The organism is Streptomyces sp. NPDC087300 (genome assembly GCF_044744425.1).
In the GTDB taxonomy this organism is placed as follows: Bacteria; Actinomycetota; Actinomycetes; order Streptomycetales; family Streptomycetaceae; genus Streptomyces.
In genome coordinates, this window is the sequence record NZ_JBIUYI010000012.1 from 183,179 (window position 1) to 207,470 (window position 24,292).

At 71.7% G+C, this 24,292-nt stretch carries 23 protein-coding genes; 13 read left to right on the forward strand and 10 right to left on the reverse strand.

Annotated elements, in window-relative coordinates; translation table 11 throughout:
* Window positions 1-21 precede the first annotated feature (21 nt).
* Both ACIO9J_RS38120 and ACIO9J_RS38125 read right to left on the reverse strand, forming a co-directional pair.
* A complete protein-coding gene (locus tag ACIO9J_RS38120; RefSeq protein ID WP_402009646.1) occupies window positions 22-474 on the reverse strand; it encodes a VOC family protein in 453 nt (150 codons plus the stop codon).
* 128 nt (window positions 475-602) lie between these two features.
* Window positions 603-1,079, reverse strand: coding sequence for a winged helix-turn-helix transcriptional regulator (locus ACIO9J_RS38125; protein ID WP_402009647.1), 477 nt, complete (start codon window positions 1,077-1,079; stop codon window positions 603-605).
* A gap of 130 nt (window positions 1,080-1,209) precedes the next feature.
* Between ACIO9J_RS38125 and ACIO9J_RS38130 the strand changes: the two genes are divergently transcribed.
* Window positions 1,210-2,748 (forward strand): MFS transporter, encoded by a 1,539-nt coding sequence (locus ACIO9J_RS38130; protein ID WP_402009648.1) that lies wholly within the window; start codon window positions 1,210-1,212, stop codon window positions 2,746-2,748.
* On the opposite strand, the gene ACIO9J_RS38135 is transcribed toward ACIO9J_RS38130, so the two are convergent.
* Window positions 2,688-3,557: an AraC family transcriptional regulator gene (locus ACIO9J_RS38135; RefSeq protein ID WP_402009650.1), complete on the reverse strand. Its 870-nt coding sequence runs from the start codon at window positions 3,555-3,557 to the stop codon at window positions 2,688-2,690. The two genes, ACIO9J_RS38130 and ACIO9J_RS38135, sit on opposite strands and share 61 nt — an antisense overlap.
* An 80-nt stretch (window positions 3,558-3,637) precedes the next feature.
* Here ACIO9J_RS38135 and ACIO9J_RS38140 point away from each other — a divergent pair, with 80 nt between their 5' ends.
* Window positions 3,638-4,507 carry an NAD(P)H-binding protein gene (locus ACIO9J_RS38140; protein ID WP_402009652.1) on the forward strand — a complete coding sequence of 290 codons (870 nt, stop codon included), beginning with the start codon at window positions 3,638-3,640 and terminating at the stop codon, window positions 4,505-4,507.
* Between the two features lie 21 nt (window positions 4,508-4,528).
* Here the strand turns inward: ACIO9J_RS38140 and rarD are convergent, their stop codons facing one another.
* On the reverse strand, window positions 4,529-5,548 hold the full coding sequence (gene rarD / locus ACIO9J_RS38145; protein WP_402009654.1) for an EamA family transporter RarD: 1,020 nt from the start codon (window positions 5,546-5,548) through the stop codon (window positions 4,529-4,531).
* 179 nt (window positions 5,549-5,727) lie between these two features.
* Entirely contained in the window at window positions 5,728-6,588 is an 861-nt protein-coding gene (locus tag ACIO9J_RS38150; RefSeq protein WP_402009655.1) for an SDR family oxidoreductase, read from the reverse strand.
* Between the two features lie 102 nt (window positions 6,589-6,690).
* Here ACIO9J_RS38150 and ACIO9J_RS38155 point away from each other — a divergent pair, with 102 nt between their 5' ends.
* Complete coding sequence (locus ACIO9J_RS38155; protein WP_402009657.1) at window positions 6,691-7,071, forward strand: winged helix-turn-helix transcriptional regulator; 381 nt, start codon at window positions 6,691-6,693, stop codon at window positions 7,069-7,071.
* Between the two features lie 100 nt (window positions 7,072-7,171).
* Here ACIO9J_RS38155 and ACIO9J_RS38160 read toward each other — a convergent pair whose 3' ends face one another.
* The 5 genes from ACIO9J_RS38160 to ACIO9J_RS38180 all read right to left on the reverse strand — a co-directional run bounded on the left by ACIO9J_RS38160 (window position 7,172) and on the right by ACIO9J_RS38180 (window position 14,066).
* On the reverse strand, window positions 7,172-8,263 hold the full coding sequence (locus tag ACIO9J_RS38160; protein ID WP_402009658.1) for a 2-oxoacid:ferredoxin oxidoreductase subunit beta: 1,092 nt from the start codon (window positions 8,261-8,263) through the stop codon (window positions 7,172-7,174).
* Entirely contained in the window at window positions 8,256-10,187 is a 1,932-nt protein-coding gene (locus ACIO9J_RS38165; protein ID WP_402009660.1) for a 2-oxoacid:acceptor oxidoreductase subunit alpha, read from the reverse strand. The genes ACIO9J_RS38160 and ACIO9J_RS38165 overlap by 8 nt, the downstream gene beginning before the upstream one ends.
* 264 nt (window positions 10,188-10,451) lie before the next feature.
* Window positions 10,452-11,111, reverse strand: a complete 660-nt coding sequence (locus tag ACIO9J_RS38170) for a LuxR C-terminal-related transcriptional regulator (protein WP_402009776.1) — start codon at window positions 11,109-11,111, stop codon at window positions 10,452-10,454.
* A gap of 262 nt (window positions 11,112-11,373) precedes the next feature.
* On the reverse strand, window positions 11,374-12,729 hold the full coding sequence (locus ACIO9J_RS38175) for a sensor histidine kinase (RefSeq protein WP_402009661.1): 1,356 nt from the start codon (window positions 12,727-12,729) through the stop codon (window positions 11,374-11,376).
* A gap of 134 nt (window positions 12,730-12,863) precedes the next feature.
* Window positions 12,864-14,066 (reverse strand): sensor histidine kinase, encoded by a 1,203-nt coding sequence (locus ACIO9J_RS38180; protein ID WP_402009662.1) that lies wholly within the window; start codon window positions 14,064-14,066, stop codon window positions 12,864-12,866.
* Between the two features lie 261 nt (window positions 14,067-14,327).
* Here ACIO9J_RS38180 and ACIO9J_RS38185 point away from each other — a divergent pair, with 261 nt between their 5' ends.
* From ACIO9J_RS38185 to ACIO9J_RS38230, 10 genes are read left to right on the forward strand one after another with little or no spacing between them, the layout of a single operon-like run.
* A complete protein-coding gene (locus ACIO9J_RS38185; protein ID WP_361182433.1) occupies window positions 14,328-14,717 on the forward strand; it encodes an NADH-quinone oxidoreductase subunit A in 390 nt (129 codons plus the stop codon).
* Window positions 14,718-14,740: 23 nt separating this feature from the next.
* On the forward strand, window positions 14,741-15,367 hold the full coding sequence (locus tag ACIO9J_RS38190) for an NADH-quinone oxidoreductase subunit B (protein WP_402009778.1): 627 nt from the start codon (window positions 14,741-14,743) through the stop codon (window positions 15,365-15,367).
* Window positions 15,364-16,542, forward strand: coding sequence for an NADH-quinone oxidoreductase subunit C (locus tag ACIO9J_RS38195; RefSeq protein ID WP_402009664.1), 1,179 nt, complete (start codon window positions 15,364-15,366; stop codon window positions 16,540-16,542). The genes ACIO9J_RS38190 and ACIO9J_RS38195 overlap by 4 nt, the downstream gene beginning before the upstream one ends.
* Window positions 16,539-17,507 (forward strand): NADH-quinone oxidoreductase subunit H, encoded by a 969-nt coding sequence (locus ACIO9J_RS38200; RefSeq protein ID WP_402009666.1) that lies wholly within the window; start codon window positions 16,539-16,541, stop codon window positions 17,505-17,507. Before ACIO9J_RS38195 ends, ACIO9J_RS38200 begins: the two co-directional genes overlap by 4 nt.
* On the forward strand, window positions 17,507-18,082 hold the full coding sequence (locus ACIO9J_RS38205) for a NuoI/complex I 23 kDa subunit family protein (RefSeq protein ID WP_402009668.1): 576 nt from the start codon (window positions 17,507-17,509) through the stop codon (window positions 18,080-18,082). Before ACIO9J_RS38200 ends, ACIO9J_RS38205 begins: the two co-directional genes overlap by 1 nt.
* Window positions 18,079-18,711, forward strand: a complete 633-nt coding sequence (locus tag ACIO9J_RS38210) for an NADH-quinone oxidoreductase subunit J (protein ID WP_402009669.1) — start codon at window positions 18,079-18,081, stop codon at window positions 18,709-18,711. The genes ACIO9J_RS38205 and ACIO9J_RS38210 overlap by 4 nt, the downstream gene beginning before the upstream one ends.
* Window positions 18,711-19,103 carry an NADH-quinone oxidoreductase subunit NuoK gene (gene nuoK, locus ACIO9J_RS38215; RefSeq protein ID WP_402009671.1) on the forward strand — a complete coding sequence of 131 codons (393 nt, stop codon included), beginning with the start codon at window positions 18,711-18,713 and terminating at the stop codon, window positions 19,101-19,103. Before ACIO9J_RS38210 ends, nuoK begins: the two co-directional genes overlap by 1 nt.
* Complete coding sequence (locus tag ACIO9J_RS38220; RefSeq protein ID WP_402009673.1) at window positions 19,100-21,109, forward strand: NADH-quinone oxidoreductase subunit L; 2,010 nt, start codon at window positions 19,100-19,102, stop codon at window positions 21,107-21,109. Before nuoK ends, ACIO9J_RS38220 begins: the two co-directional genes overlap by 4 nt.
* Window positions 21,110-21,115: 6 nt before the next feature.
* Complete coding sequence (locus ACIO9J_RS38225; protein ID WP_402009675.1) at window positions 21,116-22,729, forward strand: NADH-quinone oxidoreductase subunit M; 1,614 nt, start codon at window positions 21,116-21,118, stop codon at window positions 22,727-22,729.
* Entirely contained in the window at window positions 22,726-24,267 is a 1,542-nt protein-coding gene (locus ACIO9J_RS38230; RefSeq protein ID WP_402009677.1) for an NADH-quinone oxidoreductase subunit N, read from the forward strand. The genes ACIO9J_RS38225 and ACIO9J_RS38230 overlap by 4 nt, the downstream gene beginning before the upstream one ends.
* Window positions 24,268-24,292 lie beyond the last annotated feature (25 nt).

Sequence of the window (24,292 nt, forward strand, 5' to 3'; positions counted from 1 at the left end):
GCGCCCAGGTCGGCGTCCGCGTCAGTGCACGCAGAACTCGTTGCCCTCCGGATCCCGCATGATCACCCACTCGCCGCCGGGCTCCTTGACGCGCCGGGCGACCGTGGCGCCGAGCCCCTCAAGGCGCGCCACCTCCTCGTCGCGGCGGCCCGGCTCGGAGTGCACGTCGAGGTGCAGCCGGTTCTTGCCGGTCTTCGTCTGGGGCACGCGCTGGAAGAGGATCCTGCGGCCGAGCCCCGTGCCGGTGTCCTCGTCGAACGGGTCGTCGGGGTGCCGGACGGCGATGAGGTCGCGCCAGGCGCGGCGGCCGCGGAAGTCGAGGGTCGCGGCCTCGGTCACCGCGCCGAAGCCGAGGAGGCGCTCGATCAGGGCGCTGTTGTCCTCGACCTCGTAGCCGAGCACCTCGCCCCAGAAGGCCACTTGGGCGTGGGGGTCGTTGGCGTCGATGACGAGCTTCCAGTGCAGGGTTGTCATGGTAACCAGTTATACAGGTTACCCATGGGTGGGTGAACTCCCGCCGCCCAAGGGGTCATTCGGGTCGGGCCGGAATGGTCCCGGACCCCGGCGGTCGGCTCAGCGGCCTCCGTCTCCCCCGCGGTAGCTCAGCGGCCCCCCGTCTCCTCCGCCGCCTCCTCCGCGGTGGCGCGTGCGTCGTAGTCGGCGCGGGCGGCCGCGATCTCGTTCTGGTGCTCCTCCGTCCAGGAGACCAGGGTCTGGATCGTGTGGTGCAAGGTGCCGCCGAGCGGGGTGAGTTCGTACTCGACGCGGGGCGGCACGACCGGGTGCACGGTGCGCTTCACCAGGCCGTCGCGCTCCAGCTGGCGCAGCGTGACCGTGAGCATGCGCTGGCTGATCCCGTCGATCTCGCGCCGCAGCTCGGTGAAGCGCAGGCGGCGGCGGTCCAGGAGCGCGATGACGAGGAGGGACCACTTGTCGGCGACCCGGTCGAGGATCTGCCGCACCTGGCAGTCCTCGCGGGTGTCCCACTGGAAGGGATCGGCCTCTCCGTAGTCCACGGCGCTGCCGCGGCCCACGGTGCCTCCGGGGTTACTCGGTGACTTCAAAGTGCCTTCTTCCATGCCTCCCGATGCTGCCGCAGGATGCCAATGGTTACAAGAGGGAACCGACCCTCGTCCGAGTAACCGTTGCGAGTGACCGATGCGAGTCACCGTTGCGAGTGATCGCCCCTGCCCACAAAGGAGTTCCACCATGGGTGCACGTGCCTGGGCACTGCTGCTCGTCCTCTGCGGGACGGTCTTCCTGGAGGGCATCGACATCGCCATGGTCGCGATCGCGATCCCCGCGATCCGGTCCGACCTGGGCCTCTCGACCGGCACGGCGGCCTGGGTGGTCAGCGCCTACGTCCTCGGGTACGCGGGCTTCACGCTGCTCGGCGGCCGGGCGGCCGATCTGCTCGGCAGGCGGCGGATGTTCCTCCTCTGGCTGGGGATCTTCCTTGCTTTCTCGGGGCTCGGCGGCTTCGCGACCGAGGGGTGGATGCTGGTCGTGGCGCGGTTCGTCACCGGGGTGGCCGCGGCGTTCATGACGCCCGCCGCGATGTCGATCATCACCACCTCGTACGCGGAGGGGCCCGAGCGGAACAAGGCGCTGCTCGTCTTCGCCGGGACCTCGGCGGGCGGCTTCTCGCTCGGCCTGGTCGTGGGCGGGCTGCTCACCGGGTTCGGCTGGCAGTGGGTCTTCTTCGCGCCGGTGTTCTTCGCGGCCGCGATCCTCGCCGCCGCGCTGCGGCTCGTCCCCGCGGAGGCGGGCCGCGCCGGGGAGGGCGGGAACCGGCGGTTCGACCTGCCGGGGGCCGCCGCGGCCGCCGGGGCCATGCTGCTCCTCGCGTACGGCATCGTCCGGCTCGAACACGGCTTCGCCGACTGGCCGTTGACGGCCGCCGCGGCGGTGGTGGGGCTGCTGCTCGTCGCGGCCTTCGTGCGGATCGAGCGGCGCACGGCGGATCCGCTGGTGCGGCTCGGGATCTTCCGCACGGGGTCCGTGGTGCGGGCGGGGCTCGGCTCGCTGCTGTACCTCGGGGCCTTCATGGGCTTCCAGTTCGTCCTGACGCTGTACCTCCAGGAGCTGCGCGGCTGGTCGTCCTGGCAGACGGCCGTGGCGATGATCGTGCTCGGCTGCGACGTGATCCTTTCGCCGACGCTCACGCCGCGCCTGGTCCGGCGGTTCGGGAACACGCGCGTGATCTTCGGCGGCTTCCTGCTGGCCGTCACGGCGTACGCACTGTTCCTGCCGGTCGGCGCGGACTGGCCGTACGCCGCGATGTTCCCGACGCTGCTGCTTGCGGGCACGGGCTTCGCGCTCACGCTGGGCCCGCAGATGATCGCGGCGACGGACGGCGTGGCGGAGAAGGAGCAGGGCCTGGCGAGCGGCCTCCTCCAGACGGCCACGCAGTTCGGCGCGGCGATCGGCATCTCGGCCGTGACGGCCGTCTACGGCCTGGCCACGTCCGCACCCGCCGGACACGGAGCCCAGGGGGCTGACGCAGACCTGTCGGCGTTCCGCTGGGCGCTGATCGTTCCGGTGGTCATGGCGGTACTGGGCGCGGTCGTGGCGGGGGTCGGGGTGTGGGGGCGGCGGGGCGGGGGCCTCGGGAGCGGTGTGGCTGGGAGGGGGAGGGGCGCGGGTGGCGGCGGGGCGCATCCGCAGGGGGAGTCCACCTCGTCCCCTCAACCCACCGCCCTGAGCACCCCGGAAGCCGCCCGACCCCCCGTCAGGGACGCGCGGTAGCTGCTCGGGGCCATGCCTCTGATGCGTTTGAAGGCGTCGCTGAAGCCGAAGCCGTCCGCGTAGCCGACCTGGCCTGCCACCGCGGCGACCGTCGCGCCCGGCTCGGTCAGCAGTTCGGCCGCGAGCGTCATCCGCCACTCGGTGAGGTACGCCATCGGGGGCCTGCCGACCAGGTCGGTGAAGCTGCGGGCGAAGGCCGCGCGCGAGACCTGGGCGCGGGCGGCCAGCGCCGCCACCGTCCAGGACCGCGCGGGTTCGTCGTGCATGGCGCGCAGCGCGGGGCCGACCACGTCGTCGCCGAGCGCGCGGTACCAGGAAGGCGGGCGCGAGTCGGGCAGGTCGAACCACTCGCGCAGGGTGCAGGCCAGCATCCAGTCGAGCATCCGGTCCATCACGTACTGACGTCCGGGGCGTTCGGCGGCCACCTCGGCGGCGATCAACTCGACGATGGGCAGGCACTCCTCGCTGCCCGGTACGACCAGCAGCGGCGGCAACGCGCTGATCAGCCGCCGGCCGACCGAGCTCTCCAACTGGTAGGCCCCGGTGACCAGTTCGCATTCGGCGGAGCCCGGCTCACCCGCGCTCAGGGCGAACGGCGCGGCCGTGCAGACGACCGCGGCGTCGCCCTCGCGCAGGAGCCGAGGTTCCCCGGGACCCGCACTGATGCGCGCCGCGCCGCGCACCACGGCGATCAGTTCGAGCGCCGCGCCGTCCGTGCACGACATCTCCCAGGCACCCGCCCGGACGTCCCGGCCGAACAGCGCGCCGTCGGCACGCACCCCCCGCAGCAGATCTCCCAGAGCGTCCATTCCTCCACGGTAGACGGACGCGCATCCACCCGAGACGGACGCCCATGTCTCCCCAGGCGTCCCGCGAGTTGGCTGGAGCCATGACGAACACGGAGCACAACCACGAGAACGACACCGCCCCCATCCTCGTCCTCGGCGCCACCGGCAAGACCGGCCGCCGCGTCGTGGCGGGCCTGCGCGCCGCGGGGCACCCCGTCCGGGCCGCCTCCCGCAGCGCCGAGACCCGCTTCGACTGGGCCGACCGCGCCACCTGGGCGCCCGCGCTCGACGGCGTGCGGGCCCTCTATCTGGTCGCGCCGCTCGCCGGTACCGACCCCGCTCCCGTCGCGGACTTCGTCCCGCGGGCCGTGGCCGCGGGCGTGCGCCGCTTCGTGGTCCTCTCGGGCCGCGGCATCGAGGTGTACGGCGACACCTTCGAGCCGGGCATGGCCGCGGCGGAGGCCGCGGTGCGCGCGGCGGGCGTCGACTGGACGATCATCCGCCCCAACAACTTCACGCAGAACTTCGACGAGGACCTCTTCCACGCACCGCTGCTCGCGGGCCGCCTCGCACTGCCCGTCGGCGACGTGCCCGAGCCGTTCATCGACGTGCGGGACATCGCCGACGTGGCGGTCGCGCTGCTCACCGAGGAGGGCCACACCCACCGCGTCTACGAGCTCACGGGCCCGCGCGCGTTCTCCTTCGGGCAGGCGGTCGCCGAGATGTCCGCCGCGTCCGGGCGGCCGATGCGCTTCGAGCACGTCACCGCCGACGCGTACGTGGCCGAACTGGTCGCGGACGGCGTCCCCGAGCCGGACGCCCGCGCCCTCGCCGACGTCCTCGCCTTCCTCGCCGAGGGCCACAACTCGACGCCCACCACGGGTGTCAGGGACGTGCTCGGCCGCGAGCCGCGCGACTTCTCCATGTACGTGAGGGAGCGAGTGGAGGCAGGAGCCTGGGCGTCCCGATAGAGCCGCGGATGCCCACCGTGCTCAGAGGGCAGGCTCGCGCTTCTCGCGACCGGCCGGATCAGCCGGATCAGCCGGATCAGCCGGTGTCGACCCCGCCGCCAAGGCAACCGCTTCCCTGGCGGCAGCCACCCGCACCGCCGTCCGCCGCGCCGTACGCAGCGCGTCCCAGGTCAGCAGCGAGAGCGCGAGCCACACCAGCGCGAAGCCCGCCCAGCGCTCGGGCGGCATCGCCTCGTGGAAGTACAGGATCCCGAGCAGGAACTGGAAGACCGGCGCGAGGTACTGGAGCAGCCCGAGCGTGGAGAGCGGCACCCGGATCGCCGCGGCGCCGAAGCAGACCAGGGGGATGGCGGTGACCACGCCGGTCGCGGCGAGCAGCGCCGCGTGCCCCGCGCCCTCGGACACGAACGTGGACCGTCCCTGCGCGCCGAGCCACACCAGATAGCCGACGGCGGGCAGGAACTGCACGGCGGTCTCGGCGGTGAGCGACTCCAGGCCGCTGAGGTTGACCTTCTTCTTCACCAGGCCGTACGTCGCGAAGGAGAAGGCGAGGACGAGCGAGATCCACGGCGGTTGCCCGTACCCGAACGCGAGCACGAGCACCGCGGCGAGGCCGACGCCGACCGCCGCCCACTGCACGGGCCGCAGCCGCTCGCCGAGCAGCAGGACGCCCATGGCGATGGTGACGAGGGGGTTGATGAAGTAGCCGAGCGAGGCCTCCACGACGTGGCCGGAGTTCACCGACCAGATGTAGAGCCCCCAGTTCACGGTGATGACCGTCGCGGCGATCGCCACCAGGCCCAGCCTGCGCGGCTGCCGGATCAGCTCGCCCGCCCAGGCCCAGCGCCGCACGAAGAGCAGCGCGACGGCGACCACGACGAGGGACCAGGCCATCCGGTGGGCGAGGATCTCAAGGGCGCCGGCCGGTTTGAGCAGGGGCCAGAAGAGGGGGACCAGGCCCCACATTCCGTACGCCGCGAAGCCGTTGAGCAGGCCGATCCGCTGCTCGCTCCTCGACTGCCCGGCTGCTCCGCTGTCCACGGCCCCTCCTAGGTGCGCGGCAGCCCCGCGCTGCCTCACTGAAGGTAGCGCCGGGAGCCCGCACCTGTCATGCCCATAAGAAGGAGACGCTCATGACACCGGAAAGCCCGTCCGGCGTTTGAGGACGAGCCCGCAGGGCGATGAGCACAAGCGACGCTCCGCCCCCGGAGCCGGGGGGTTCACCCCTTGAGCGCCACGGACACGGCGTCGGCGATCCGCGTGGTGGGCCGACCGATCAGCCGCGCCAGGTCCCCGCTCGTCCCGGCCAGGCGCCCGCGCCCGACGGCCGCGTCGACGTCGACGAGGATCGACGCCATCGGCTCGGGGACCCCCGCGCCGGTCAGGACGGCGAGGTGCTGCTCGGCGGGGACGTTGGTGTACGCGATGTCCTTGCCGCTCTGGGCCGCGACCTCGGCGGCGTACTCGGGCAGGCTCCACGCCACGTCGCCGCTCAGCTCGTAGGCCTTGCCCTCGTGGCCCTCGCCGGTCAGTACGGCGACGGCGGCCGCGGCGTAGTCGGCGCGGGACGCGGAGGCGATCCGGCCGTCGCCCGCGGAGCCGACGACGGCGCCGTGCGCCAGGACCGGGGCGAGGTGCTCGGTGTAGTTCTCGTGGTACCAGCCGTTGCGCAGGAAGACGTGCGGCAGGCCGGAGTCGAGGATCAGCCGCTCGGTCTCCTTGTGCTCGGCGGCCAGCTCGAAGTCGGCGTCGGGGCCGCCGAGTATGCCGGTGTAGGCGAGGAGTGCGACGCCCGCCTCGCGCGCGGCGTCGACCACGGCGCGGTGCTGCGCCACCCGGCGGCCGACCTCGCTGCCGGAGACCAGCAGGACGCGGTCGCCCGCGGCGAAGGCGCCGTGCAGGGTCTCCGGGGCGCTGTAGTCGGCGATGCGCAGCTCGATGCCGCGCTCGGCGAGGTCGGCGGCCTTGTCCTTGTCGCGTACGACGGCGGCGATCTCCCCCGCGGGGACCCCGGCGGCGAGCAGTCCCTCGACGACGAGACGGCCGAGGTGTCCGGTGGCTCCGGTGACGACGATGCTCATGTCTGAAAACTCCTGATGAGTAACTCTTCGGTGCGGTCTGCCACTCACCCTAACTACTGCGCTAACTATCCGTAAGTACCTACCTTGAAGTAAGGTACTTGCATGGCAGTAAGTGACCCGAACCGCGGTGGCGAGGCGATGTGCCCCTACCGGCTCGTCCTGGAGCACGTCACCAGCCGCTGGGGCGTGCTCATCCTGATCGCGCTCGAAGAGCGCTCGTACCGCTTCAGCGAGCTGCGCCGCGCCATCAGCGAGATCAGCCGCGTCAGCGAGAAGTCGCTGACGCAGACCTTGCAGACCCTGGAGCGCGACGGGCTGGTGCACCGCGACGCCAAGCCGGTGATCCCGCCCCGCGTCGACTACTCCCTGACCGACCTGGGCCGCGAGGCGGCCGTGCAGGTCAGGACCCTGGCGACCTGGACGGAGCGGCGCATGGCCGACGTGGAGAAGGCGCGCGAGACGTACGACGAGGCCCGGTCCTGACGGATCAGGACCGGGCCTCGTACCCCGAAGGGGCGCGGGGAACTGCGCGACCGGCCACGGTGAACCCGCAGTCGGCGTACGGCGTCTCCCGCGAAGGTGCTTAGCCGACCACCGTCCACGTATCGCCACCCGCAAGCAGCGCAGCGAGGTCGCCCTTGCCGTTCTGCTCGATGGCGCTGTCCAGCTGGTCGGCCATGAGCGTGTCGTACACCGGCCGCTCGACGTCGCGCAGGACGCCGATCGGCGTGTGGTGCAGGGTGTCCGGGTCGGCCAGCCGGGAGAGCGCGAAGGCGGTCGTCGGCGACGCGGAGTGCGCGTCGTGGACGAGGATGTCGCCCTCGTTCTCCGGAGTGACCGCGACGACCTTGAGGTCACCGGTCAGGGCGTCGCGGACCACGCCCTTGGTGCCCTCGGCGCCGAAGCGGATCGGCTGCCCGTGCTCCAGGCGGATCACCGCCTCCTCGGCCTGCTGCTTGTCCTTGAGGACCTCGAAGGCGCCGTCGTTGAAGATGTTGCAGTTCTGGTAGATCTCCACCAGCGCCGTGCCCGGGTGCTCGGCCGCCTGGCGGAGCACCGAGGTGAGGTGCTTGCGGTCGGAGTCGACGGTGCGGGCCACGAAGGACGCCTCGGCGCCGATCGCCAGCGAGACCGGGTTGAAGGGCGCGTCGAGCGAGCCCATCGGCGTCGACTTGGTGATCTTGCCGACCTCGGACGTCGGCGAGTACTGGCCCTTGGTGAGGCCGTAGATCCGGTTGTTGAAGAGCAGGATCTTCAGGTTCACGTTGCGGCGCAGGGCGTGGATGAGGTGGTTGCCGCCGATGGAGAGCGCGTCGCCGTCACCGGTGACCACCCAGACGCTCAGGTCCCGCCGCGAGGAGGCGAGTCCGGTGGCGATCGCCGGGGCGCGGCCGTGGATGGAGTGCATCCCGTAGGTGTTCATGTAGTACGGGAAGCGGGAGCTGCACCCGATGCCCGAGACGAAGACGATGTTCTCCTTCGCCAGACCCAGCTCGGGCATGAAGCCCTGCACGGCGGCCAGCACGGCGTAGTCACCGCAGCCGGGGCACCAGCGCACCTCCTGGTCGGACTTGAAGTCCTTCATGGACTGCTTGGCCTCGGCCTTGGGCACCAGGGAAAGCGCTTCGATCGTGCTCCCGGTCCCCTCCGACCCGGCCGTCTTCGTGTCAGCCATCGATGGCCTCCTTGAGAGCCGTGGCGAGCTGCTCGGCCTTGAAGGGCATTCCGTTCACCTGGTTGTACGAGACCGCGTCCACCAGGAACCGGGCGCGCACCAGGGTGGCGAGCTGACCGAGGTTCATCTCGGGGATCACCACCTTGTCGTAGCGTCCGAGGACCTCGCCCAGATTCCGCGGGAACGGGTTGAGGTGGCGCAGATGGGCCTGGGCGATGGGCACGCCCGCCGCGCGCAGCCGGCGGACCGCCGCGGTGATCGGCCCGTACGTCGAACCCCAGCCGAGGACCAGGGTGGTGGCGTCGCCGCCCGCGTCGTCGACCTCCAGGTCCGGGACCTCGATGCCGTCGATCTTGGCCTGCCGGGTGCGGACCATGAAGTCGTGGTTGGCCGGGTCGTACGAGATGTTGCCCGTGCCGTCCTGCTTCTCGATGCCGCCGATGCGGTGCTCCAGGCCCGGCGTGCCCGGGATGGCCCAGGGGCGGGCCAGCGTCTGCGGGTCGCGCTTGTAGGGCCAGAAGACCTCGGTGCCGTCGTCCTCGGTGTGGTTGGTGCCCGAGGCGAACTGGACGCGCAGGTCCGGGAGTTCGTCGACGTCGGGGATGCGCCACGGCTCCGAGCCGTTGGCCAGGTAGCCGTCGGAGAGCAGGAAGACCGGGGTGCGGTAGGTGACGGCGATCCTGGCCGCCTCCAGGGCCGCGTCGAAACAGTCGGCGGGGGTCTTCGGCGCCACGATCGGCACCGGGGCCTCGCCGTTGCGCCCGTACATCGCCTGGAGCAGGTCGGCCTGCTCGGTCTTGGTCGGCAGGCCCGTCGAGGGGCCGCCGCGCTGGATGTCCACGACGAGCAGCGGCAGTTCGAGCGAGACGGCGAGGCCGATGGTCTCGGACTTGAGCGCGACGCCGGGCCCGGACGTCGTGGTGACCGCGAGCGAACCGCCGAAGGCCGCGCCGAGCGCGGCGCCGATGCCCGCGATCTCGTCCTCGGCCTGGAAGGTGCGCACGCCGAAGTTCTTGTGCTTGGACAGCTCGTGCAGGATGTCCGAGGCCGGCGTGATCGGGTACGAGCCCAGGTACAGCGGCAGATCGGCCTGCCGGCCCGCCGCGATCAGGCCGTACGACAGGGCGAGGTTCCCGGAGATGTTGCGGTACGTGCCGGTCGGGAACGCCTGGGACGCCGGGGCGACCTCGTAGGAGACCGCGAAGTCCTCGGTGGTCTCGCCGAAGTTCCAACCCGCGTGGAACGCCGCGATGTTGGCCTCGGCGATGTCCGGCTTCTTGGCGAACTTGGTGCGCAGGAACTTCTCGGTGCCCTCGGTCGGCCGGTGGTACATCCAGGAGAGCAGGCCGAGCGCGAACATGTTCTTCGAGCGGCCCGCGTCCTTGCGTGAGAGGTCGAAGTCCTTGAGCGCCTCCACGGTCAGCGTGGTCAGCGGCACCGGGTGCACGCTGTAGCCGTCCAGGGAGCCGTCATCCAGGGGCGAGACGTCGTAACCGACCTTCTGCATCGCGCGCTTGGAGAACTCGTCGGTGTTGACGATGATCTCCGCGCCGCGCGGCACGTCGGCGATGTTCGCCTTCAGCGCCGCCGGGTTCATCGCCACGAGCACGTTCGGGGCGTCGCCCGGCGTGAGGATGTCGTGGTCGGCGAAGTGGAGCTGGAAGGAGGAGACACCCGGGAGCGTGCCGGCGGGTGCGCGGATCTCCGCGGGGAAGTTCGGCAGCGTCGACAGGTCGTTGCCGAAGGAAGCGGTCTCGGAAGTGAACCGGTCGCCGGTGAGCTGCATGCCGTCACCGGAGTCACCCGCGAAGCGGATGATCACTCGGTCCAGGCGGCGTACGTCCTTCTCACCCGTGTGCTTGCGCTGCTCTCCGACGACTGCCCCGTCGGCCTGCTCGGCTGGGCTACTGACCTGGCTGGTCACTGAACTGGACCTCCCTCGAGGCGGCTGAGCGGAAACGCCAGGACGGCTGACGCCTCCAAGACCCACCCTACGTCTGTAAGGGTCGCCTTCCTCGGGTCGCTCGCATGGTGGACGCCGTTTTGAGACGCCCTTACGTGCTGGCTTGTCATGTTTTGCCTCGCCCCCCGGCCCTTCTTGGATGACGCTTCCCGCTCATCCTTTGGTTCTAGGACTCTCGACTGGATGACTCTCGGCTCGACGTTTATCTGACAGGGTGTCAGTTCTCTATGAGTTGAGGTAGGTGAGCACCGCGAGCACCCGGCGGTGATCCCCGTCACTCTGGGACAGGCCGAGCTTCAGGAAGATGTTGCTCACGTGCTTCTCGACGGCTCCGTCGCTCACCACGAGCTGCCGGGCGACCGCCGAGTTCGTCCGTCCTTCGGCCATCAGGCCGAGTACCTCGCGCTCACGCGGAGTAAGCCCCGCGAGGACGTCCTGCTTACGGCTGCGGCCCAGCAGCTGCGCCACGACCTCCGGGTCCAGCGCCGTACCGCCGTCGGCCACCCGCACCACCGCGTCGACGAACTCCCGCACCTCGGCGACACGGTCCTTGAGCAGGTATCCCACGCCCCTGCTCGACCCGGCGAGCAGCTCGGTCGCGTACTGCTCCTCGACGTACTGCGAGAGGACCAGGACGCCGAGGCCGGGGTGCTGGGCGCGCAGGTAGACCGCGGCGCGCACCCCCTCGTCGGTGTGCGTCGGCGGCATCCGCACATCGGCGACGACCACGTCCGGCAGGGCGTCCTGCGACGCCAGCTCGGTGATTGTCTTGATCAGTGCGTCCGCGTCACCCACACCAGCGACCACGTCATGCCCGCGGTCGGTCAGCAACCGGGTCAGGCCCTCCCTGAGCAGCACTGAATCCTCGGCGATGACCACCCGCACCTTGTCCTCCACGTCCACGGCCCCCCGCGTATGAAATTCCGACCCCCGGCCCCTTCAGTATCGCGCGGACGCGGGGGCCTTATGGCGTTCGCGGGCAGATGGCTTTGCCGTGTTCGGTCCTCGCGGGCGTGAACCCGGCGTCCTCCGGGCCCTCCGCACGGCGGCGCCTCCCCCGGGACGTCCTGCGCCGCTGGGGGCGAAGGCAGTCGATCCGGGGGAGGCGCGGGCGAGGTTCGGGTACGCGGCAGGAGCCGCTCAACCGCTAGGCACGCCAGGGGAGTTCCGCGGTGATCGCGGTCGGGCCGCCCGGCGGCGAGTCGACCACCAGGATGCCGTCGACCGCGTCGAGCCGCTCCGCGAGCCCGGCCAGACCGGAGCCCGCCGAGACGTCGGCGCCGCCCCTGCCGTCGTCGGTGACCTGGAGCATCAGCCGGTCCTCCGTCCGCCAGACGTCGACCGTGCCCTGGCCCGCCCCGCTGTGCTTGCTGACGTTCTGGAGCAGCTCGGAGACGGTGAAGTACGCGATGCCCTCGATGGCGGCGGCGGGACGGCTCGTCAGGTCCACCTCCACCTGGACCCGCACGGTGCAGCGGGCGGCGAGCGCGGAGAGCGCCGCGTCGAGGCCGCGGTCGGTGAGGACCGCGGGGTGGATGCCGCGGGCCAGGTCGCGCAGCTCCTGGAGGGCGACCTTCACCTCGCCGTGCGCCTCGTCGACCATGCGCGCCGCGGCCTCGGGGTCCTCGGTGAGCTTCTCCTTCGCCAGACCCAGGTCCATCGCCAGGGCGACGAGGCGGGCCTGCGCGCCGTCGTGCAGATCGCGTTCGATGCGGCGCAGGTCGGCGGCGGCGGTGTCCACGACGACACCGCGGTCCGACTCCAGCTCCACGACGCGGGTCGCCAGGCGCGAGGGGCCGAGCAGGCCGTGCACCATCAGGCGGTCCACGGTGGTCAGGGCCCGCAGGATCCACGGCGTGGCCAGCGTGATCAGCAGACCGGTCGCCGCGGTGACCCCGATCTCGAACGGGTTGTCGAGGTAGATCTGGTGGCCGTCGCCCCCGTAGAGCTGGATGCCGTCCTGGCCGCCGTACAGCGGGAAGAGCCAGAACCACAGCGGGTACGTCAGCATCGCCCAGCCGTACGTCCAGAAGACGATCGCCACGGTGAACGAGAAGATCGCCCACGGCATGAGCAGCAGGCAGTACAGCAGGTTCCGCCAGGACGCCCCGCTCTTGAGGACGGCCCCGATGTGCGACATCGGGCCGCTGGACGCCGGGCGCAGCGGCTCGGGCGCCGCGACGTCGAGCCGGAGCAGCGCCCGCGCCCTGGTCCGCTCCAGCGCGCCGATGCCGCGGCAGGCGGCCAGCGCGCCGGCCAGCACCGGGATGCCGATGAAGGTGATCAGCAGTCCGGCGCCGAGCGAGACCATCGTGACGGCGAGGACGAACGCGAAGATGCCGATCGGCAGGCTCAGCACGGTGTAGCAGAGCTCCCGCAGGGTGCGGGCCTCGACGGGGGCGCGCAGCCCGGCGGGGATGCGGTGGCGTCGCTCCTCGACGTCGGCTGCCCGGAAGTCCGGCCGGTCCATCCGCGCGTACCCCTGTCCGTATTCCGTGGCCATCGCTGTCGTCCGTTTCTGCTCGGTTGTCGTGCCTCCAGACTCGCTGTCCCGGCACGTGCGGACCATGGAGCGCGTCGGCCTCTTCGACCGGGGGTTTTCCCTACCCCTCGGCGCGTGCCGTGGGGGCCCGATGGCTACTTGCGGCGGGCGCCGGTCTGCGGCACGGGGTCCGTGGCACGGTCGCGCCAGGGCAGCTCCGCCGTGATCGTGGTCGGCCCGCCCTCGGGCGAGTCGATGACGAAGAGCCCGTCGACCGCGCCGAGCCGGTCCGCGAGCCCGGCCATGCCGCTGCCCCCGTCCAGCCGCGCGCCGCCGCGCCCGTCGTCCGTGACCTGGATGAGCAGCCGGTCCTCCGCACGCCACACCTCGACGCCCGCGGACCGCGCGCCGCTGTGCTTGCTGACGTTCTGGAGCAGCTCGGAGACCGTGAAGTACGCGATGCCCTCGATGGCGGCGGCGGGGCGCGCCGGCAGATCGGCGGTCACCCGCACCGGCACCGTGCAGCGCGACGCCACCGAGGAGAGCGCGGCGTTCAGGCCGCGGTCGGTGAGGACCGCGGGGTGGATGCCGCGGGCCAGGTCGCGCAGCTCCTGGAGGGCCAGCTTCACCTCGCCGTGCGCCTCGTCGACCATCAGGGCCGCCGCGTCCGGGTCTTCGAGGAGCTTCTCCTTGGCGAGGCCGAGCCCCATGGCGAGGGCGACGAGGCGGGCCTGCGCGCCGTCGTGCAGATCGCGTTCGATGCGGCGCAGGTCGGCGGCCGCGGTGTCCACGACCACGCCCCGGTCCGACTCCAGTTCGGCGATGCGCCGCTCCAGTTCGTCGGAGGGCGAGAGCAGTCCGCGCACCATCGCCCGGTCGGCGTTGGTCAGTCCGCGCGCGATGAACGCCAGCACCGGCCAGGCCACGAAGAGCCCCGTCATCATGACGGCGAAGGTGAGCACGCCCCAGGGCAGCCGGATGAACGAGTAGAGCATCGTGCGCCAGCCCACCGGGTCCCGCAGGCTCGCCCACAGGCGGCCGAAGAAACCGGTCGAACCCGTGATCGGCATCGGGCTCGGCTCGTCGACGTGCACGCCGAGCAGCCGCCTGGCCCGCGCCCGCTCGAACCGGCCCAACCGGCGCGCGCCCAGCAGCCCCACCGCGAGCAGCGGCAGGCCGACGACGGTCACGGTCAGGGCGCCGCCGATGGACAGCACGGTCACCGCGTAGAGGAAACCGAGCAGCCCCATCGGCAGATTCACCAGGAGGTGCGCGATCTCCTTCCAGGTGTACCCGTCGTACGCGAAGTGCGCGGGCGGCGGCCGGTCGTCATGAAGAGACGTGGTGCGTGCGGTCATACGCGCAAGGGTGCCCGGCCCGCCGCCGCCGCGCCATGAGGGGGGCCGCCCGGAGAGAGGGGGGATATCCCCACCTCGACCGGCCCGGCCCCGCAGAGCACGCCGCCCCACCGCGCCCCGCCCCGGCCGCGGCACGGCGTTTTCGTCCTGACCGAAGCGTGACGCTCTGCTTACCGAGGCTTTAGCAGGCCCTAGACTCCCGTGCGTACAGATCGTCGAACAGGATCAGGGTCAAGGGCGGTCAGGGAGTGAGGGACTGACGTGCACGTGACGAACGTCGCGGCGAGCTACTACCAGTCGTACTCCGTCGTCGGGCTGCTCGCCGTCGTGGGCGTGCTGTTCGTCGCCGTCGCCTTCGGCGCGGGGCGGTTGCTGCGCCCGGTGGTACCGACCCCCGAGAAACTCCTGACGTACGAATGCGGCGTCGACCCGGTCGGCGACGGCTGGGCCCACACCCAGGTCCGCTACTACGTCTACGCGTTCCTCTACGTGATCTTCGCTGTCGACTCGATCTTCCTCTTCCCCTGGGCGACGGTCTTCGCCGCGCCGGGCTACGGCGCGACGACCCTCGTGGAGATGTTCATCTTCCTGGGCTTCCTCACCGTCGGCCTGCTGTACGCATACAAGAAGGGCGTCCTGACGTGGACGTGACCCCGGACAACGACGGGCAGCCCGTGTCGTCATCCGAGCCGCACCCCGGTCCGCACTCCGGTCCGCAACCCGTGCTGCTTCCCGAGCCGAAGAGGCTGGGCGCGCTCGCCCGGCTGGCCCCCGAGCCGATGAAGGTGGTCCTCAACTGGGGCCGCCGGTACTCGCTCTGGGTCTTCAACTTCGGCCTCGCCTGCTGCGCGATCGAGTTCATCGCCGCGTCCATGGCGCGCCACGACTTCATCAGGCTCGGCGTCATCCCCTTCGCGCCAGGACCGCGCCAGGCCGACCTGATGGTCGTCTCCGGCACGGTCACGGACAAGATGGCGCCCGCGGTCAAGCGGCTCTACGAGCAGATGCCCGAACCGAAGTACGTCATCTCGTTCGGCGCCTGCTCCAACTGCGGCGGCCCCTACTGGGACTCGTACTCGGTGACGAAGGGCGTCGACCAGATCATCCCCGTCGACGTGTACGTCCCCGGCTGCCCGCCCCGCCCCGAAGCGCTCCTCCAGGGCATCCTCAAGCTCCAGGAGAAGATCGCCCGCGAGTCGCTCGGCGAGCGCTACGGCAACGGGTCCGGCGCCCGACCCTCGACCGCCGCGCTCCAGAGCGGCCTCGTGAAACCGCCCGCCCCCGGGGAGGCCACGACATGACCGGCTGGCTGCCGAGCCCCGCCGAGGAACTCTTCGGCCCGGAGGCGACGGCCGAGGAGTCGTACGACGTGCTGACCGTCGACGTCCCGCCGGCCTCCTGGACCACCGCCCTCGAAACCGCCCGCACCACGCTCTCCTGCACCTACTTCGACTGGCTGAGCGCGGTCGACGAACCGGGCGTCGGCTTCCGCGTCTCGGCGCACGTCGTCGCCCTCGCACCGGTCCGCCGCCTCCTCCTGTGTACGACGGTGGGGCACGACGCCCCCGTCCTGGCCTCCGCGGTCGACGTCTACGCGGGCGCGGCCTGGCACGAGCGCGAGACGCACGAGATGTTCGGCGTGACCTTCGATGGCCACCCCGGCCTCGCCCCGCTCCTGCTGCCCGAGAACTTCGAGGGCCACCCGCTGCGCAAGGACTTCGTCCTCGCCGCCCGGGTCGCGAAGGCGTGGCCGGGCGCCAAGGAGCCGGGCGAGTCCGAGCACGGCGGGCCCAAGCGCCGCCAGATGCTGCCGCCCGGCGTACCCGACCCCAACGAGTGGGGCCCGCTGAAGGGCCAGCTCCCGCCTGCCCCGGCCCGCCCGGCCCGTGGCGCGGGCCGCGCGGCGGGCGCCGAACGCCCGGCCCGCAGGAGCCGTACGGCGGGGGAGGGTTCGGCCAGCCAGAACGCTGCGGCCACCGACCAGACCGCTGCCGCCGGCCAGCCCGCTACCGGGGGAGCGTCCGGCGAGGCGGCCCCGGCGCGACCCGCGAGGCGCTCGCGCAGCGTGAGCCAGGGGTCGGCGTCACAGCGGGCGGCGGCGCCGGAGGCCGCGGTTTCGACCCCGGCTCCGGAGGCCCCGGCCGAGCCGGAGAAGTCCGAGCCGGAGAAGTCTGAGCCTGTGAAGTCTGAGCCCGAGAAGCCGGATGCCGCGAAGCCTTCGGCTCCGAGCGCGTCCGACGCCCCGTGGCACCACGCCCGCCCGGCGTTCGACGCGACGAAGAGCGCGGAGCCGGAGCCGGTGCAGGAGCCAGAGTCCCGGCAGGAGCCGCAGCAGGAGGCGAAGGCGGTGCGGCCCGAGCCCGAGCCCGCGGTGCGGCCCGAGTCACCCTCGGCCCCAGAGTCACCCGAGTCACCCGAGGCACCTGAGTCACCCGAGACCCCGGAAAACGGCGGACGCACAGGAGGCACCGAGTGAACGACGCCCTCGACGTGGCCCTGCGCCTCGTCATCGTCTTCGCGGTGTTCCTGGTGTTCCCCCTCGTCATCGGCCAGACCGAGCACAAGGTGATGGCCCACATGCAGGGCCGCCTCGGCCCCATGTACGCGGGCGGCTTCCACGGCTGGGCCCAACTCGTCGCCGACGGCGTGAAGTTCGCCCAGAAGGAAGACGTCGTCCCGGCCGAGGCCGACCGCCGCATCTTCCAACTGGCGCCCGCCGTCGCCCTCCTGCCCTACCTCCTCGTCCTGATCGCCATCCCGATCGGCCCCGGCGAGGGCGCGGTCGGCGAGGTCGTCGACGCGGGCATCTTCTTCGTGCTCGCGGTGATGGGCGTCGGCGTACTCGGCTCGCTCATGGCGGGCTGGGCGAGCGCCAACAAGTTCTCCCTGCTCGGCGGCCTCCGCACCGCCGCCCAACTGCTCGCCTACGAACTCCCGATGCTGCTCGCCGCCGCCTCGGTCGCGATGGCGGCGGGCACGGTCTCGCTGCCCGGCATCGTCGACGCCTTCGAGTGGTGGTGGCTGCCCTGGCAGATCGTCGGCGCCCTGGTCTTCTTCGTGGCGGGCCTCGCCGAACTGCAACGCCCGCCCTTCGACATGCCGGTCGCCGACTCGGAGATCATCTTCGGCGCGTACACCGAGTACACCGGCCTGCGCTTCGCCCTCTTCCTCCTCGCCGAGTACGCCGGAATCGTCGTCCTGTGCGGCCTGACCACCGTCCTGTTCCTGGGCGGCTGGCACGGCCCGTGGGGTGCCGACGGCCTCGGCTGGGTCTGGACCCTGCTGAAGACCGCGGTCCTCGCCTTCGTGGTCATCTGGCTGCGCGTGTCCTACCCCCGTCTCCGCGAGGACCAGCTCCAGAAGCTCTCCTGGACCTTCCTCGTCCCGCTCGCCCTCGCGCAGATCGCGCTCACCGGAATCGTGAAGGTGGCGATCAACTGATGCCTCCGATCCCTGGGTCAGGCCTTGCCAAGGGCCTCGCCGTCACCCTCCGCACGATGACGCGGAAGTCCGTCACCGAGCAGTACCCCGACGCCCAGCCCGAACTCCCGCCGCGCACCCGTGGCGTCATCGGCCTGTTCGAGGAGAACTGCACGGTCTGCATGCTGTGCGCCCGCGAGTGCCCCGACTGGTGCATCTACATCGACTCCCACAAGGAGACGGTCCCGCCCGCCGTCGAGGGCGGCCGCGAGCGCAGCCGCAACGTCCTCGACCGCTTCGCCATCGACTTCTCCCTCTGCATGTACTGCGGCATCTGCATCGAGGTCTGCCCCTTCGACGCACTGTTCTGGTCCCCGGAGTTCGAGTACGCCGAGACCGACATCCACGAACTCACCCACGAGCGCGACAAGCTCCGCGAGTGGATGTGGACGGTCCCCGCACCACCCGCCCTCGACCCGGCCGCCGAGGACCCGAAGGAACTCGTCACCGCCCGCAAGGCCGCCGAGAAGCTGGCCGCGGCCGAGGCGGCGGCTACGGCCACTGCCGCCGTCGAGGCGAAGGGCGACGAGTCGTGAACATCGCCGCCGCGACACAGAGCTTCCTGTCCCCGACGGGCGTCGAGATCGCCTTCCTCCTCGTCGGCCTCGTCACCCTCGGCGCGGCCGTCATCACCGTCACGACCAAGCAACTGGTGCACGCCGCGCTGTGGCTGGTGGTCGCGCTCGGCGGACTCGCCGTCGAGTACCTCCTGCTCACCGCAGAGTTCATCGCCTGGGTGCAGGTCCTCATCTACGTCGGATCCGTCGTGGTCCTCCTCCTCTTCGGTCTGATGCTGACCAGGGCCCCCATCGGCCGCTCCCCGGACGCCGATTCGGGCAACCGCCCGGTCGCGCTCGCGGTGGCGCTCGTCGCGGCGGCCGCCCTGGTCTGGGTCGTCGTGGACGCGTTCCGTACGACGGTGATCGACCTGGACGGCGCCGCCCAGGGCTCCACCGACGTCACCGGCTCGATCCTCTTCCGGCACTGGGTCCTGCCCTTCGAGGCACTCTCGGTCCTCCTCCTCGCCGCCCTCGTCGGCGCGATCGTCCTGTCCCGCAAGAAGGCCACCGCGAACGGCAGCGCCGCCCAGGACCGAAGCGTCGCCAAGGGCCGAAGCGCCGCCCAGGACCGAAGCGTCGCCAAGGACCAGGAGGAGAACAGCTGATGCACCTCCACCTCGCCTATCCCGCCGTCCTCGCCGTCCTCCTCTTCTGCGTCGGCCTGTACGGCGTGCTCGCCCGGCGCAACGCGATCCTGGTCCTGATGTCCGTCGAGCTGATGCTCAACGCCGTCAACCTCAACCTGGTCGCCTTCGACGTCTGGCTCCGCGACGCCCTGCACGCGGGCCAGGCCCTGACCCTGTTCACCATCGCCATCGCCGCCGCCGAGATCGGCATCGGCCTGGCGATCGTCCTCGCCGTCTACCGCAACCGCGGCAGCTCCGCCGTCGACGAACTCCGCGACACCGCCGAGGGCCCGGACGACCCCGACGGTGCCGACCACGCCGAAGAGCCCGACCCGGCACAGAAGTCGCAGAAGGCTGAGGCCACCGCGTGACCACGACCACCCTCGCCGTCCTCGTCCCCCTCCTGCCGTTCCTCGGCGCGGCCGCCGGCCTGCTGCTCGGCCGCAAGGTCCCCGGTCTCGTACGTCCCCTCGCCGTCCTGCCCACGCTCACGGCGCTGCTCCTCGCCGTGCTCGTGGCCGTCCGGCAGGGCGGCGGCACCGGCGGCGGCACGGCCGCCCTGGACGCCGCCACCGAACTCACCCCGACCGGCTCGGTCCCCGTCGAACTCGCCCTGCACATCGACGGCTTCGCCGCCCTCGTCGCCGTCCTGGTCGGCGTCGTCGCCTCCTGCGTGCAGATCTACTCGACGGGCTACCTCCGCGAGGACCCGCGCTACCCCTCGTACGCCGCTCTCGTCTCCCTCTTCACCTCCGCGATGCTGCTCGTCGTCTACTCCGGCGACCTGATGGTGCTCCTGGTCGGCTGGGAGATCATGGGCATCTGCTCGTACTTCCTGGTCGGCCACTACTGGGAGACCCCCGAGGCGCGCGCCGCCTCCCTGAAGGCCTTCCTGGTCACCAAGCTCGGCGACGTCCCCTTCCTGATCGGTCTGTTCGCGCTCGCCGCGGACACCGGCTCGTTCCGCGTCACGACGATCCTCGCGACCGTCACGGACGGCGGCCTCGACCACCCGACGCTGATCGCCCTGCTGCTCCTCGCGGGCGTGGCGGGCAAGTCCGCGCAGTTCCCGCTGCACACCTGGCTGCCCGACGCGATGGCGGGCCCCACGCCCGTCTCCGCGCTGATCCACGCCGCGACGATGGTCGCCGCCGGTGTCTACTTCGTGGCCCGGCTCCTCCCCGTCTTCGCCGCCTCGGCGGCCGCCCTGGTCGTCCTCGCCGTCATGGCCGCCGTGACGATGGCCGGTTCGGCCCTCGCCGCGCTCGCCCAGGACGACATCAAGCGCGTCCTCGCGTACTCGACGATCGGCCAGCTCGGCTACATGACCGGCGCCCTCGCCGTCGGCGACCGCGGTGCCGCCGTCTTCCACCTCCTGTCGCACGGCGCCTTCAAGGCGCTCCTGTTCCTCGCGGCCGGCGTGATCATCCACGCCGCAGGGACCAACTCGCTCGCCGCCATGTCCCGCATGAGCGGCCTGCGCGACCGCATCCCCGACGCCTACTGGACGATGACCGTGGCGCTCCTCGCGCTCGCCGCGATCCCGCCGTTCAGCGGCTTCTTCTCCAAGGAGGCGGTGCTCGGCGCCGCCGAGCACACGGCCACGGGCCACGCCGAGTCCGCGCCCACCGCGGCGGGCTGGATCGTCCTCGTCGCCGGTCTGCTCACCGCCCTCCTCACCGCCGCGTACGCGACGCGTCTGTGGCTCCTCGCCTTCCACGGCAGGGGAGCGCAGGCCCCCGACCACGGGAAGCAGCCCGTCACCATGACGGCCGTGCTCTGGGTGCTCGCCGTCCCCTCCCTCGTCTTCGGTCTCGCCGTCGGCGTCCTGCCGGACTGGTTCGACGGCCACTCGCTGACCCCGACGCTCACGACCTCCGTCCTGGGCACGGGCCTCGCGCTGGTCGGCGCCCTCGTCACCTACGGCGCGTGGCGGCACACCACGGCGCTCGCCGCCCGCGTCCCGATGGGCGCGGTCGCCGCGAACCCGGAGGGCGACGGAGGCACGGTGGAGGCCGAGGCCATCGCCAGCCACGCCCCGGCGTACGGAGACGTGGCGTCGGCACCCGACCCGGCCGACCCCGGCCGTCTGCTGCTCGGCCCCCTGCACCGGCACGCGGCCGTCGGCTTCCACCTCGACGCGGTCTACGACGTCCTGTTCGTACGCCCGGTGCGGGCCGCCGCGCGGCTCGTGCGCTTCCTCGACCGCGAGGTCGTCGAGACGTACGTGCGCGGCGCGGGCGCGGCCCCCCGCTGGCTGGGCGCGGCCGTCCGCCGTGCGCAGACCGGCAACGTGCAGACCTATCTGAGCGCGCTGCTCGCAGGCGCGGTCGTCCTGGCCGTCGCCGCCGTCCTCGTCGCCACCGCCGGAGCGTGAGCAGCCGTGATCGGTATCAGTGAGTCCGTGATGCAGTTCCTTCTGGCGTTGATCGTCGCCGGCCCGCTCATCGGCGCCGTGGCCGCTCTCCTGCCGGCCCCGCCCGGACTGAAGGGGAAGTCACCCGACCAGGCCGTGCTCCGCCACGGCGTGGTCGTGACCGGCGCGGTCCTCATCGCGGCGATCGTCCTCGCGCTCGGCTTCGACCACGACCAGCCGTCGAAGATGCAGGCCACGACCGATATCAGCTGGATCCCCGCACTCGACGTGCGCATCCACCTCGGCATCGACGGCATCTCGCTCCCCCTTCTGGTCCTGACCGCGCTACTGACCTTCCTCTGCGCGCTCTACAGCTACTTCAAAATGCCCGCGGGCCCGTCCCCCAAGGCATTCGTCGCACTGATCCTCGTGCTCGAGTCCGGCACCCTCGCGACCTTCGCCGTCCTCGATCTGCTGCTGTTCTTCCTCGCGTTCGAGATGGTGCTCATCCCGATGTACTTCCTCATCGCCCGCTGGGGCGGCGAGCAACGGACCCGGGCCGCCTGGAAGTTCATCCTCTACACGCTGCTCGGCTCCGTCGTGATGCTGCTGGGCCTCCTCCTCATCGGGCTCAACTCAGGCACATTCGACATGGTGGCACTCGCCACTGACAACGGCCGGGGCCTGTCCACATCCGTGCAGGTCATCGCCGTTCTGGCGATCGGGATCGGGCTCGCGGTCAAGACGCCGATGTGGCCGCTGCACAGCTGGCTGCCGGACGCCCACACCGCCGCGCCGACCGTCGGCTCGGTCCTGTTGGCCGGCGTGATGCTGAAGATGGGTACGTACGGGTTCGTCCGCATCCTGCTGCCCGTCGCGCCGGACGGGATGCGGGAGTTCGCGCCGTACCTCGCCGCCTTCGCGGTCGTCGGGATCATCTACGGATCCCTGGCCTGCCTCGCGCTCGCCAGGCAGGGCGCGAAGGGCGACCTCAAGCGCCTCATCGCGTACTCGTCCGTCGGCCACATGGGCTTCGTGCTGCTCGGCATCGCGACGATGAGCCCGACCGGCGTGAACGGCGCGCTGTTCGCCAACATCGCCCACGGCCTCATCACCGGCCTGCTGTTCTTCCTGGTCGGCGCGCTCAAGGACCGCACCGGCACGACCGACCTCGACTCCCTCGCGCAGGAGTCCGGCGCCGCGCTCTACGGCAAGGCCCCCCGCCTCGGCGGCCTGCTCGCCTTCGGCGCCGTCGCCTCGCTCGGCCTGCCGGGCCTGGCCGGGTTCTGGGGCGAGATGCTCGCGCTGTTCGGCGCGTTCAAGCCCGCCGACGACCTGAGCCGCCCCGCCTTCCTCACCTTCATGGCCATCGCGGCCTTCGGCACCCTGCTCACCGCCGCGTACATGCTCATCGTGGTGCGCCGCGTCTGCATGGGCCCGCTGCCGAAGCCCGCGGCCGAGGCCACCGTCGAGCCCGCCACGGCACCGGCGCCGAAGGCACTCGCCGACGTCCACGGCTACGAGTTCGCCGCCTGGACCCCCCTCGTCGCCCTCACCGTCCTCGCCGGACTCTGGCCCGCGGCTCTCCTCGGCCTGACCGACCCGGCCGTGCAGAAGCTCCTCACAGGAGGCAAGTCGTGACCGTGGCCGCCGAAAGCGCCGCAAGCCTCGTCCAGTCCGTCGACTGGGTCGCGATCGCACCGCCCACCATCGCGGCGGTCGTCGGCCTCGTCGTGCTCGTCGCCGACCTCTTCGTGGGCGACGGCAAGAAGGCGGTCCTCGGCTGGGTCTCCGTGGCAGGCCTGGCCGCCGCCGCGCTCGCGCTGCTGCCACTCGTGGACGGCGGGGACGACGACCGCTCGACCTTCTGCCTGACCGGCGGCGCCGCGCACGCGTGCAGCTACACCGCCGACCGCTTCACCCTCGTCATCCAGCTCCTGGTCCTCGGCGGCGCCCTGGTCGCCGCCCTGCTCTCCATGAGCACCCTCAAGGACTCCCCGGACGAACTGCCCGCGGGGGAGTACTGGTTCCTGCTGCTCTCCTCCGCGGCGGGCGCCGCCCTGCTGCCCGCCTCGCGCGACCTCGCGACGCTCATCGTCGCCCTCGAAGTCGCCTCGCTCCCGGCCTTCGCGCTCGTCGGCCTCAAGCGCGGCGACAAGCGCTCCTCCGAGGCGGCCCTGAAGTTCTTCCTCTCCTCGGTCACCGCGACCGCGGTGAGCCTGCTCGGCGTCAGCTTCGTGTACGCCGCGACCGGCACGCTGCACCTCACGGAGATCGCCACGAAGCTCCAGGACGTCGACGGACAGCTGCACACGCTCGCCCAGACCGGCGTCGCCCTCACCCTGGTCGGCTTCGCCTTCAAGGTGGCGGCCGTGCCCTTCCACTTCTGGGTACCCGACACCTACGTAGGCGCGCCCCTGCCGGTCGCCGCCTACCTGTCCGTCGTCGGCAAGGCGGTCGGCTTCACCGGTCTCATCCTCGTCACCGTCGTCGCCTTCCCCTCGTACGCGGACGTCTGGGGCCCGGCGATCGCGGTCCTCGCCGCCCTCACCATGACCGCGGGCAACGTCGCGGCGCTGCGCCAGCAGGCCACGCGCGCGTACAGCGCGGTCCGGCTGCTCGCCTGGTCCTCGGTCGGCCAGGCCGGCTACCTCCTGGTGCCGATCGCGGCCGCCGGATACGCCGACGACGACGCGGGCGCCCAGAAGGCCATCGGCTCCACCGTCGCGTACGCCCTGATGTACGCGGCCGTGAACCTCGGAGCCTTCGCCGTGGCCGCCCTCGTCGGCCGCACCCAGCGCCTGAACCGCGTCAGCGACTACCGGGGCCTGTACGCGCGCAGCCCGCTGGCCGCCCTCGTCCTCGGCTTCTTCCTGCTCTGCCTCGCGGGCCTGCCGCCCGGCATCATCGGCCTCTTCGCGAAGGTCACGGTCTTCTCCGCCGTGGTCGACGCGGGCCTCGGCTGGCTCGCCGTGGTGATGGCCGTGAACGTGGTCATCGCGCTCTTCTACTACCTCCAGTGGACCGCGCTGCTGTTCCGCGCCCCCGAGGGCGAGCCGGTCAGGCACCGCGCCCCGGCCCCGCTCACCGCGGCCATCGCCGTGACCGCCGTCCTGGGAATCGCCCTCTCCGGAGCGCCCCAGCTCGTGCTGCGGTTCGCCGACACCGGACTCTTCTGAGGGCCCGCCCCCGACGAGTACGCGG

What these genes read in the sequence shown, in the direction of transcription:
- ACIO9J_RS38130 (WP_402009648.1), top strand. Translation starts at nt 1,210, where the DNA reads ATGGGTGCACGTGCCTGGGCACTGCTGCTCGTCCTCTGCGGGACGGTC.
- nuoK (WP_402009671.1), top strand. Translation starts at nt 18,711, where the DNA reads ATGCACCTCCACCTCGCCTATCCCGCCGTCCTCGCCGTCCTCCTCTTC.
- ACIO9J_RS38195 (WP_402009664.1), top strand. Translation starts at nt 15,364, where the DNA reads ATGACCGGCTGGCTGCCGAGCCCCGCCGAGGAACTCTTCGGCCCGGAG.
- ACIO9J_RS38125 (WP_402009647.1), bottom strand. Translation starts at nt 1,079, where the DNA reads ATGGAAGAAGGCACTTTGAAGTCACCGAGTAACCCCGGAGGCACCGTG.
- ACIO9J_RS38160 (WP_402009658.1), bottom strand. Translation starts at nt 8,263, where the DNA reads ATGGCTGACACGAAGACGGCCGGGTCGGAGGGGACCGGGAGCACGATC.
- ACIO9J_RS38120 (WP_402009646.1), bottom strand. Translation starts at nt 474, where the DNA reads ATGACAACCCTGCACTGGAAGCTCGTCATCGACGCCAACGACCCCCAC.
- ACIO9J_RS38155 (WP_402009657.1), top strand. Translation starts at nt 6,691, where the DNA reads ATGGCAGTAAGTGACCCGAACCGCGGTGGCGAGGCGATGTGCCCCTAC.
- ACIO9J_RS38180 (WP_402009662.1), bottom strand. Translation starts at nt 14,066, where the DNA reads ATGACCGCACGCACCACGTCTCTTCATGACGACCGGCCGCCGCCCGCG.
- ACIO9J_RS38135 (WP_402009650.1), bottom strand. Translation starts at nt 3,557, where the DNA reads ATGGACGCTCTGGGAGATCTGCTGCGGGGGGTGCGTGCCGACGGCGCG.
- ACIO9J_RS38150 (WP_402009655.1), bottom strand. Translation starts at nt 6,588, where the DNA reads ATGAGCATCGTCGTCACCGGAGCCACCGGACACCTCGGCCGTCTCGTC.
- ACIO9J_RS38175 (WP_402009661.1), bottom strand. Translation starts at nt 12,729, where the DNA reads ATGGCCACGGAATACGGACAGGGGTACGCGCGGATGGACCGGCCGGAC.
- ACIO9J_RS38205 (WP_402009668.1), top strand. Translation starts at nt 17,507, where the DNA reads ATGCCTCCGATCCCTGGGTCAGGCCTTGCCAAGGGCCTCGCCGTCACC.
- ACIO9J_RS38140 (WP_402009652.1), top strand. Translation starts at nt 3,638, where the DNA reads ATGACGAACACGGAGCACAACCACGAGAACGACACCGCCCCCATCCTC.